The organism is uncultured Agathobaculum sp., assembly GCF_963927765.1.
Lineage (GTDB): Bacteria > Bacillota > Clostridia > Oscillospirales > Butyricicoccaceae > Agathobaculum.
Window position 1 is genome coordinate 1 of the sequence record NZ_CAWVCU010000118.1, and the last position, 10,166, is coordinate 10,166.

Here is a 10,166-nt window from a genome sequence, read left to right on the forward strand (position 1 = left end):
CGCTTTGCTGGCCGCGCTGACGATGGTGTTTGCTTGCGGTTGCTCCAACACGACGGATGAAACCAATCCGAATGACACGAACAATAACGTGACAGAGGACACGAACAATGACGGCGTGGTGGACAACGGCAATACCGTCGGCGACGACATCCAGAACGGTATGGACAATGCGGGTGATGCCGTGGAGAACGGCATGGATAATGCCGGAAATGCAATTGATAACGGCATGGATAAAGTCGGCGATGCGGTAACGGGCAACGATACGGGCACGACAACCGGTACGGCGGACACCGGCGCGGACACAAACCCAAAAACGGTCAATCCGTAAGGGAGCGGGGCTTGCGAAAAGCGGCATGGCAGAGGCGCCATGCCGCTTTGCCTTTTTCCCGCGCAGCTATGCCAAAAACCGGGGGCGCGGAAGCCGTCGATTGATGCGCTTTGTGCCTTGCACCGCGCGTTGCGCTGTGATAAAATATTCCTATCATGGGCGAAAATACCCATCAAGGAAGTTGGAGTGAACAAAATGGATTATAACCGTTTGGCGGAACTGCTGTTCCCGCATATCAACACCACACCGGAGGACATCGAGGCGCGCTATCCCAAACGCACGCTGCCGGAAGGCGCAAAGGTGACCCGTATGGGCCCGAGCCCGACGGGCTTCATGCATCTGGGCAACCTGTATGGCGCGCTGGTGGACGAGCGTCTGGCGCACCAGTCGGGCGGCGTGTTCTATCTGCGCATCGAGGATACCGACAAAAAGCGTGAGGTCGAGGGCGGCGTGCGCACCATCATCGAGGTGTTCCGTGTGTTCGGTCTGAACTTTGACGAGGGCGCAACGCTCGACGGCGACAACGGCGCATACGGCCCGTACCGCCAGAGCCAGCGCGCAGAGATTTACCAGACCTTTGTCAAGAGCTTGGTGCAGCGCGGCATGGCTTATCCGTGCTTCTGCACGGAGGAGGAGCTTGCCGCGGCGCATGCCCAGCAGGAGGTCAACAAGGAGAATTTCGGCTACTACGGCAAATATGCCGTGTGGCGTGACCGCCCGATGGAGGACATCGAAGCGGAACTGGGTAAAGGCACGCCCTATGTTGTGCGCTTCCGTTCGGAAGGCAGCATCGAAAACAAGATCCGCCATGAGGATCTCGTCAAGGGCAAGATGGAGGTTACCGAGAACGATCAGGATATCGTTATCCTCAAGTCGGACGGCATCCCGACTTACCACTTCGCGCATGTGGTGGACGACCATCTGATGGGTACGACCGTAGTCGTGCGCGGCGAGGAATGGCTGGCGACCTTGCCGGTACATTTGCAGCTGTTCCGTGCGATGGGCTGGAAGGCGCCCAAGTATGCGCATACCGCGCAGCTGATGAAGATCGACCCCGAGACCGGCGGCAAGCGCAAGCTGTCCAAGCGCAAGGACCCTGAACTCGCATTGACCTTCTATGAGCAGGAGGGCTATCCGGTGCCGGCGGTGCTTGAGTACCTGATGACGCTGCTCAACTCCAACTTCGAGGAATGGCGGCGCGCCAACCCCGATCTGCCGATGAACGATTTCCCGTTCTCGACCAAGAAGATGAGCGGTTCGGGCGCTCTGTTCGATATTGAAAAGCTGCACGACGTTTCTAAGAACGTGATTTCGCGTATGTCGGCTGACACGGTATATGACTATCTTGCGTCGTGGAGCGCTCAGAACGATAAGCCGTTCCATGACCTGCTGACGCGCGACCCGGCTTTCTCCAAGGCATACCTCGCCATCGGCCGCGGCGGCAAAAAGCCGCGCAAGGATTTGGCGCTTTGGTCGGATGCGAAGGGCTATATGGACTTCATGTTCGACGAGCTGTTCCAGCCGGATTACACCATGCCGGAGCGTGTGTCTGCGGCGGACGCTAAAGCGATTCTTGCAGATTTTGCGCAGATGTTTGACGAAAACGACACGCCGGATGGTTTCTTTGAAAAGATGAAGCAGATCGCGTCGGCACACGGCTATGCTGCGGATACCAAGGCGTACAAGGCTGATCCGTCCGCGTACAAGGGTGCAGTGGGCGATGTGTCGATGGTCATCCGCGTTGCGGTCGCAGGGCGGCAGAACGCGCCTGACTTGCAGACGGTGATGGGCATTCTAGGCCGCGACAAGGTACTGGAGCGTCTGGAACGCTGTGCAAACGCGCTTTAATTCGGTTTTTGGGGGAAGAATAACACTATGATGGAAAATGTAAACAACTTTCTGACCGAAATTATTGATGAGGATATTGCGGCGGGACTGAATGAGCGCATCCATACCCGTTTCCCGCCTGAGCCGAACGGCTATCTGCACATCGGTTCGGCCAAGGCAATCTTTATCAACTGGTCGATCGGCAAAAAATATGACGGCCTGTTTAACCTGCGCTACGATGATACCAACCCGGTCAAGGAGGACACTGAGTATGTTGACTCCATCTGGGAGGACATCAAATGGCTGACCGGCGAGGAGCCGTCCGGCGGCGTGTATTACGGTTCGGACTATTTTGAGACCTGCTATGAGTGCGCAGTTGCGCTCATCAAGGAGGGCAAGGCCTATGTGGATGACCTGACGCAGGAGGAAATGCGCGCTTATCGCGGCTCCCTGATCGAGCCGGGCAAGGAAAGCCCGTACCGCAACCGTTCGGTGGAGGAGAATTTGCAGCTGTTCGCGGATATGCGTGCAGGCAAGTTCGAGGACGGTTCCAAGACCCTGCGCGCCAAGATCGACATGGCAAGCCCAAACATGAACCTGCGCGACCCGGCGATCTACCGCATCGTGCGCGCGCATCACCATCGTCAGGGCGATAAGTGGTGCATCTATCCGCTTTACGACTTTGCGCATCCGATTCAGGACGCGATCGAGGGTATCACACACTCGCTGTGTTCGATCGAGTTTGAAAACCATCGTCCGCTGTATGAGTGGGTCGTGGACAACTGCCCGCTGCCGCACCATCCCAAGCAGCGCGAGTTTGCGCGTCTGAATGTGACGCACACGGTGATGAGCAAGCGTTACCTGCGTCAGCTGGTGTTCGAGAAGCACGTTGAAGGTTGGGACGACCCGCGTATGCCCACGCTGTGTGCGCTGCGCCGTCGCGGCTACACGCCAAGCGCGATTCTGGACTTCGTGCAGCGTGCAGGCGTTGCCAAGGCGGATTCGCTGGTCGATATCAAGCTGCTCGATCACTGTATCCGTGAGGAACTGAACGAGACCGCGCTGCGCCGCATGGCGGTCACGGAGCCGGTTAAGCTGGTTATCACCAACTATCCCGAGGATAAGTGCGAGGAGTTTGAGGTGCCGAACAATCCGCGCGACGAAGCTGCCGGCACACGCAAGGTGCCGTTTACGCGCGAGCTGTATATCGAAAAAAGTGACTTTGCCGAGGTTCCGCCTCCGAAGTTCCAGCGCCTCAAGCCGGACGGAGAAGTGCGCCTGATGGGCGCATATATCGTCCGCTGCAACGAGGTTGTCAAGGATGAGAACGGCGAGATTGTCGAGATCCGCTGCACGGCCGACCTCGAGACGGGCAACGGCATGCCCGCAGATGGCCGTAAGGTCAAGGGCACGATCCATTGGGTATCTGCCGCGCATGCGCTGGATGCCGATCTGTACCTGTACGATAACCTGTTTACACTCGAAAACGTCAACGACGTTCCGGAGGGAACGGATTATCTGGATTATCTCAATCCGGATTCGCTGAAAAAGCTGACGGGCTGCAAGCTGGAGCCGTCGCTCAAGGATGCCAAGGAAGGGGAACGTTTCCAGTTCGTCCGCATGGGCTACTATGTGAAGGACAGGGAAGAGGGCCGCTTCAACCGTATTGTTACCCTCAAGGACAGCTTCGCTAAGACGCTGCAAAAGTAAAAGACCAAAAAGCCGCAGATGGTTCCATCTGCGGCTTTTCTGTTGCCGTATATTATTTTTCATCCGTAAGAAGAAAGCCTTTCTCCCTCAGACCCTGCACTACACGGTCGAGTGTTTCCTCGTCCTGTGCGCGCAGCGTATGCAAATGGATGCCGCCGGTCAGCTCGCATAAGGGGCGTGCCGCAGGGCTTTTCAGCTTTTCGCAGAACATATCGGCATCATAACGGGAAAAGATATGAAGTGGCGCGCAGATTTGGCCGTAAACCGAATGCTCGACGGTTACATCGAGCAATGCGCCGCCCAAATCGACGACCGTGTACAGTTCTTCGAGCAGACGGTCGTCGCCATGTCGGCACACCACGCGCCGTTCCGGCTGGATCGGGGTAGAAGCAGTGCTCTCCAAAATATAACCGCGGGGGGTCGCCAGCACGGAGAGCCCACCAGCGCGCAGCAGTGCGACATCGCCTACGATGATCTGCCGGCTGACACCGCACTGTGCAGCCAATGCGGTTGCGGAAAGCGGCTTTTGCGTTTGCATGAGAAGATGGGTGATTTTGGTGCGCCGTTCAGCAGCGTTCATGATACAGTCACTCCTTAGTATTCCTATCATAGCAAAAGAAAAAGGACTATGCAAGCATAGTCCCTAAAATCAGTTTGTATCAGTCCAGCAGATAGATGTTTGCGTACTGAACACCAAGCTCATACGCACGGTCATGCGAAGAAACGAACACGTCGATCTTGTTGTTCTTGATCGCTCCGCCGGTATCCTCTGCAATGAACACACCGTAGCCTTCAATATAAACGCGGCTGCCCAGCGGGATGACCGAGGAATCTACAGCAATGGTGCGGCCCTCTGTCGGAGTCGTGCCGGAAGCGGTCTGTGCGCCGGCAACGCCGTTGCATTTCTCACAGGGGCAGTAGAAAGTCAGCTTGTAGTTGCCCAGAGCCGTCGAATTGTTCTTGATCGAATCGGTTGCCAGAAGGGAAGAAGAATAAGCAACCGTTTTCGCAGATACCGGTGCGGTCAGCAAATCGCTGCTGGAGGACTGCTGAGAGGAAGAGGGCTTGTTAGCAGCGGCCTGCTGCGCAGCTTCGGCCTCAGCCTTGGCTGCCGCTTCGGCTTCTGCCTTTGCCTTGGCTTCGGCTTCCGCCTTGGAAAGCGCCTGCTCAGCGGTGTTGATCTGGTCGGAGGTCAGGACCGTGCCGACAGATGCGTTCAGGTTGGATGAGAGCATTGCAACCGGCTGATCGAGCGCCGCAGCACTGATGGAGGCCATCGTGCTGACTGCCAGCGTTGCAGCAATCAGTTTGGATGCATGCTTTCGCAAAGAAAAGAACATGTGTTACACTCCTAAATCGTGGTGAAAACCCGCGAAAACGCGGCATCGGTGTTACCGATTTGTTTTCTGGTTGTTACTGATTTGTTGTCGATCTGTTTCTGATCTGTAACCTATGATACTTTACAATCGCGTATTTGTCAAACGCTTTTTTGCATTTTTGTGCAAACTACATAATTGTTTCTCTGTATAAGCGGAATATCTGTACGGACGCATGAAAAAAACAGTCGATATTTTCGGCTGCAAACGGATTAGTGCACAAGGAACGGTTACAAAATGACATTTTTCGATTGCGGGTGGGGAACTGATGAAAGCCAGAGACGGTGCAAATAGGAGGAGTGGGGAATGGTTTCTGCTGAGGGATAAGTATATCCGTGCATGAGAATACTATTATATATAAAGTATATATGGGCGGTTTGCAAACGATGGATTTCTGTGCTGCGACTTTCCACCGTCTGTAAAAAAACTTTACACTGCAAGCGGAATGTGGTATTATAAAAAATAAGTGTTTGCAGTTTGTGTGGGGATGCTCGCTGGTATACAGCGAGACCGAACTGCAGCGCAGAGATAAAATAGTGCATAAAGGCGGACGAACGGGATGCAGGTCTGTCTTTGTAAAAACGCGGGGAAGTACCCCGGGTTGTTGTTTATAAGTATTTCAACTGATGAATAAAGGAAAGTGATAAAACTGTTATGAAAGAAAAACTGAAGATTATACCGCTCGGTGGTCTCAATGAGATCGGCAAGAATATGACGGTCATTGAATATGGCAATGATATTCTGGTAATCGACTGCGGCGTTGCGTTTCCGGATGACGATATGCTGGGCGTGGATCTGGTGATCCCGGATACCACCTACCTCAAGCGCAATCTGAACAAGCTGCGTGGCTATGTCATCACGCACGGCCATGAGGACCACATCGGCGCGATCCCGTATGTTCTGCGTGAGTGCAATGCGCCGATTTATGCGACCCGTCTGACATGTGGCATCATCGAGACCAAGCTTAGTGAGCACAAGATGCCGCAAAAGGTCAAGCTTAACCGTGTACGCGCGGGAGACACGATCAAGCTGGGCTGCTTCAAGGTGGAATTCATCCACACCAACCACTCGATCGCGGATTCGGTGGCGCTGGCGATCACGACACCGCTGGGTACCATCCTGCACACGGGCGACTTTAAGATTGATCTGACGCCGGTTTCGGGCGAGATGATCGATCTGGTGCGTATTGGTGAGCTGGGTAAAAAGGGTATCCTCGCCTTGATGAGCGATTCGACGAATGTGGAGCGCCCGGGTTATACGCCTAGTGAAAAAATCGTGGGCAAGTCGCTGGAGAAGTTCATCATGGAGAGCGATCAGCGCATCATCATTGCCACCTTTGCATCTAACGTATCGCGCTTGCAGCAGATTCTGGACATTGCAGCCAAGGCGGGACGTAAAGTTGCCGTATGCGGCCGCAGCATGGAGAAGATCTCCAAGGTTGCGGGTGAGCTTGGTTATCTGCGCGATACCGGCAAGGTGATGATTGATATTTCCGAGATCAAGCGCTATGCACGCAGCCAGCTGATTATTGTATCCACCGGTTCGCAGGGCGAGACGATGTCGGCCCTGTACCGCATGGCTTACGGCAGCCATAAACAGGTTGAGGTCAATGCGGGCGACCGTATCTTGATTGCGGCTTCTGCGATCCCCGGCAATGAGAAGTCGATCAACAATATGGTCAATGAGCTGTATAAGCAGGGCGCAGAGGTCATTTATGACCGCTCTGCTGCAATTCATGTATCCGGCCATGCTTGTCAGGAGGATCTGAAGCTGATGCTGGGCCTGTGCAAGCCGAAATATTTCATTCCGGTGCATGGTGAATACCGTATGCTGATGCAGCATGCGGGGCTGGCGCGTGAGATGGGCGTGAATCCCAAGAATGTATTGATTACCGAAATCGGCCGTCCGGTTGAAATCAGCGAAAACTCTGCTCGTTTGGGCAATCCCGTGCCGGCGGGCCGCTTGCTGGTCGATGGTCTGGGCATTGGCGATGTAGGCACTGCGGTGCTGCGTGACCGCAAGCATCTGTCTGAGGACGGCTTGCTGGTTGTCGTGGTCACGGTGGATGCGACAACGGGCGTGGTCATCGCAGGTCCTGATATTGTTTCGCGCGGCTTCGTTTATGTCAAGGAGGCCGAGGCGCTGATGGAAGAGCTGCGTAATATTTCGCAGATGGCGCTCGACCGTTGTGCAATGGAGAATCTGCGCGATTGGAACAGCCTCAAGTCGGCAATCAAGGGCGACGTGAGCGATTATCTGTTCAAAAAAACCAAGCGCAGCCCGATGGTGTTGCCGATCATCATGGAAATTTGAGAAAGAAAAACAGCCGCTGTTGCGGCTGTTTTTTGTGTTTTGCGCAGCGTGACTTTGACGGTGGTTGGTGCATCTGTTATACTGACTTTATATAGATAAGGGAGGCGCGGTATATGCAGATCAATCGGGTGTGGGCAGTTTATTGGAGCGCGACAGGGACAACAAAGCGTGTGGTAAAGCAAATTGCAGAACGGGCGGCGCAGGCGCTGGATGTGCCGCTTGCAGAGTATGATTTTACCATGCCAGAAGCACGGCAGGATGTACTATCTTTTGCGGCGGACGATCTGGTGATTTTCGGCACGCCGACCTATGCGGGGCGCGTGCCGAACGTGCTGCTGAAATATCTGGCGACCGTGCAGGGGAACGGCGCGGCGGCGGTGCCGGTGGTCCTGTTCGGCAACCGTGCCTTTGACGATTCGCTCATTGAGCTGCGGGATATCCTCGCGGATAGCGGGTTTGTGCCGTTTGCAGCCGCGGCCTTTGTGGGCGAACACTCGTTTGCCACCACACTTGCCGCTGGTCGGCCGGATGCGGATGATTTGGCGCTGGCCGCCGGGTTTGCTGCGCAGGTGGCGGCGCGCGTTCAGACGGTGGATGCGGATACACCTTCGATTGCCGTGCCCGGACGGGCGAGGGAGGAACGCACGTACTATCAGCCGCGTGACCGTGCGGGTAATCCGGTGGATATCCGCAAGGTCAAGCCAAAGACAAACGAAGCATGTGACGATTGCGGCCTCTGCGCGCAGGTTTGTCCGATGGGGTCCATTAACCCGGAGAATGTGCGGGAGTTTACCGGAATTTGCATTAAGTGTGGTGCGTGCGTTAAGAAGTGTCCGAAGGGTGCGAAATACTACGACGACCCCGGTTACTTATATCATAAAACCGAGCTCGAGGAAGGGTATCGCCGCCGTGCGGTGGTCAGCTTGTTCCTATGAGAAAAGTAAAAGGCTGACGCGATTGCGTCAGCCTTTATACATGCCGATTTTTTGCAGGTCGTTAATCATGTCCGGTACGGTCATGCCGGCGATTTCCAACCGCTGTGCCATGCCCGGATGTTCTTCGGAAAAGGTGCCCCACGCGGTGACGATCGAATCTGTACGTGGTACATCAAAGCGCGCGAGCAGTTTTTCCATGCGGGAGATCTGCGGGCTGTAAATAGACAGCACCTTGTATTTTTGCACAAACAGCTCTTCGTTGGTGGTGAGAGAGCCGATGGCAAACGCAGACAGCCCGTCCTGCAGCAGCAGTTCGCCATAGCCGTCGAGAATCATGGTCAGCTGTTTTTTGGTCATGCCGTCCAGATACCAGACTTCTTCGTCCTCTGCGTCCGGATGGATGGCAAGAAACAGCGGTTCCGTCAGCGAAGCATAAAAGGCGTGGATGAAATCGGACAGCTTTTCAAAGCTGAGGTTGCAGAGGATGGTGTCTCCGTCCAGCTGATACTGTTCGCACAGCTTGTCCGGAAAGGGGACAGTGATACCTGCGGCGGTTTGAAACATAAAGGGATACTCCTTACATTATATAATATAGTGTCATACAGAATCAGAAGCGGATGCTGATCTCGCCGCTGGACAGCGTGCGGGTTTGTCCGTCTGCATCGCGCACCAGCAAAAAGCCGTTGTCATCCAAGCCGATGCAGTCTGCTTGATAGGTCTCTGCGGGGCTGATGACCTTGACCGGCTTGCCGAGACAGCACAGACGGCTGCGGTATTGATTGAGCAGTTCGTCCGCGCGATCCTGCTCGAGCAGAGAATAGGCTCGTTCAAAGTGCGTCAATACAGCGGCGGCCAGTTCTGCGCGGCGCGGTGTACGTCCGAATTCGCTGAGTGCGCCCGCAACGGCGCGCACGTCCTCCGGCCACGCGGGATTAGGCCGCAGGTTGACGCCGATGCCGACCAGCAGGGAGCTGACCGCACCGCTTTCGCCTTCGATGGTCGCTTCGGTCAGGATACCGCTGAGCTTGCGCCCTTCGTGCAGCACATCGTTGACCCATTTGATCTCCGGCGAGAAGCCGGCGGTCTGTGTGACCGCTTCGGCTACAGCGACAGCCGCGGCAATGGTAGCAAGCTGGATATGGCTGATGGGCAGGGTGGGGTGCAGCAGAATGGTCTGATACACGCCGGTTTCGGCGGGGGAGACAAAGGTGCGCCCGAGACGGCCGCGGCCGCCGGTCTGCTCCTCCGCCAGCAGGACAAAACCGTGTGGACGGTCGAGATACCGCTCCTTGATGACGGTATTGGTAGAACTCAGGCTGTGCAGCACGACCATTTCCCACCCCACAAAGCGGGTATCCAGCAACGCCTGCACACCGGCCACGGTCAGACTGTCGTCCTCGGGGGCGAGACGGTAGCCCTCGCCCGGTACACCGTCGATGGCCATGCCACTGCTGCGCAGTACGGCGATCGCTTTGTGTACGGCGGCACGTGATACGCCAAGCTGCTGGGCAAGCTGCCCGCCGGACAACCGTTTTCCTCGCGCCTGTTCGAGCGCCTGCAATACCGCATCCTTGACCGCCATATGCTTTCCGCCTCCTTGGTGAACAATAATTCTATTGTAAACGAAAGTGAGAAATAGTACAATAGTTTTGAAAAAAACTGCGGCTATAAGCGGAG

General features: G+C 55.5%; 8 protein-coding genes and 1 pseudogene. 5 read left to right on the plus strand and 4 right to left on the minus strand.

What is annotated here, in order from left to right; genetic code table 11:
- The 3 genes and pseudogenes from ABGT74_RS10840 to ABGT74_RS10850 all read left to right on the plus strand — a co-directional run.
- A pseudogene (locus ABGT74_RS10840) lies at positions 1-328 on the plus strand (hypothetical protein); the annotation flags it as partial.
- Between the two features lie 195 nt (positions 329-523).
- Positions 524-2,176, plus strand: coding sequence for a glutamate--tRNA ligase (gltX, locus tag ABGT74_RS10845; RefSeq protein WP_346705519.1), 1,653 nt, complete (start codon positions 524-526; stop codon positions 2,174-2,176).
- Between the two features lie 30 nt (positions 2,177-2,206).
- Entirely contained in the window at positions 2,207-3,865 is a 1,659-nt protein-coding gene (locus tag ABGT74_RS10850) for a glutamine--tRNA ligase/YqeY domain fusion protein (protein ID WP_346705523.1), read from the plus strand.
- A gap of 52 nt (positions 3,866-3,917) precedes the next feature.
- Here the strand turns inward: ABGT74_RS10850 and ABGT74_RS10855 are convergent, their stop codons facing one another.
- On the minus strand, positions 3,918-4,445 hold the full coding sequence (locus tag ABGT74_RS10855; protein ID WP_297284032.1) for a transcription repressor NadR: 528 nt from the start codon (positions 4,443-4,445) through the stop codon (positions 3,918-3,920).
- Positions 4,446-4,524: 79 nt separating this feature from the next.
- Positions 4,525-5,205 carry a 3D domain-containing protein gene (locus tag ABGT74_RS10860; RefSeq protein WP_297284033.1) on the minus strand — a complete coding sequence of 227 codons (681 nt, stop codon included), beginning with the start codon at positions 5,203-5,205 and terminating at the stop codon, positions 4,525-4,527.
- A gap of 690 nt (positions 5,206-5,895) precedes the next feature.
- On the opposite strand from ABGT74_RS10860, the gene ABGT74_RS10865 reads away from it, so the two are divergent.
- Complete coding sequence (locus ABGT74_RS10865; RefSeq protein ID WP_297284034.1) at positions 5,896-7,554, plus strand: ribonuclease J; 1,659 nt, start codon at positions 5,896-5,898, stop codon at positions 7,552-7,554.
- Positions 7,555-7,667: 113 nt separating this feature from the next.
- On the plus strand, positions 7,668-8,489 hold the full coding sequence (locus tag ABGT74_RS10870) for an EFR1 family ferrodoxin (RefSeq protein WP_346705520.1): 822 nt from the start codon (positions 7,668-7,670) through the stop codon (positions 8,487-8,489).
- Between the two features lie 27 nt (positions 8,490-8,516).
- Here the strand turns inward: ABGT74_RS10870 and ABGT74_RS10875 are convergent, their stop codons facing one another.
- Together ABGT74_RS10875 and ABGT74_RS10880 are read right to left on the minus strand one after the other, a co-directional pair.
- On the minus strand, positions 8,517-9,053 hold the full coding sequence (locus tag ABGT74_RS10875) for a hypothetical protein (protein ID WP_346705521.1): 537 nt from the start codon (positions 9,051-9,053) through the stop codon (positions 8,517-8,519).
- Between the two features lie 43 nt (positions 9,054-9,096).
- The gene (locus tag ABGT74_RS10880; protein WP_346705522.1) at positions 9,097-10,071 is read right to left on the minus strand and encodes a biotin--[acetyl-CoA-carboxylase] ligase; all 975 of its coding nucleotides are present in this window, start codon (positions 10,069-10,071) and stop codon (positions 9,097-9,099) included.
- Between the last annotated feature and the right edge of the window lie 95 nt (positions 10,072-10,166).

Bases quoted from the DNA above. Each gene is read 5' to 3' on its own strand.
- gltX (WP_346705519.1), top strand. From the start codon at position 524: ATGGATTATAACCGTTTGGCGGAACTGCTGTTCCCGCATATCAACACC.
- ABGT74_RS10850 (WP_346705523.1), top strand. From the start codon at position 2,207: ATGGAAAATGTAAACAACTTTCTGACCGAAATTATTGATGAGGATATT.
- ABGT74_RS10855 (WP_297284032.1), bottom strand. From the start codon at position 4,445: ATGAACGCTGCTGAACGGCGCACCAAAATCACCCATCTTCTCATGCAA.
- ABGT74_RS10860 (WP_297284033.1), bottom strand. From the start codon at position 5,205: ATGTTCTTTTCTTTGCGAAAGCATGCATCCAAACTGATTGCTGCAACG.
- ABGT74_RS10865 (WP_297284034.1), top strand. From the start codon at position 5,896: ATGAAAGAAAAACTGAAGATTATACCGCTCGGTGGTCTCAATGAGATC.
- ABGT74_RS10870 (WP_346705520.1), top strand. From the start codon at position 7,668: ATGCAGATCAATCGGGTGTGGGCAGTTTATTGGAGCGCGACAGGGACA.
- ABGT74_RS10875 (WP_346705521.1), bottom strand. From the start codon at position 9,053: ATGTTTCAAACCGCCGCAGGTATCACTGTCCCCTTTCCGGACAAGCTG.
- ABGT74_RS10880 (WP_346705522.1), bottom strand. From the start codon at position 10,071: ATGGCGGTCAAGGATGCGGTATTGCAGGCGCTCGAACAGGCGCGAGGA.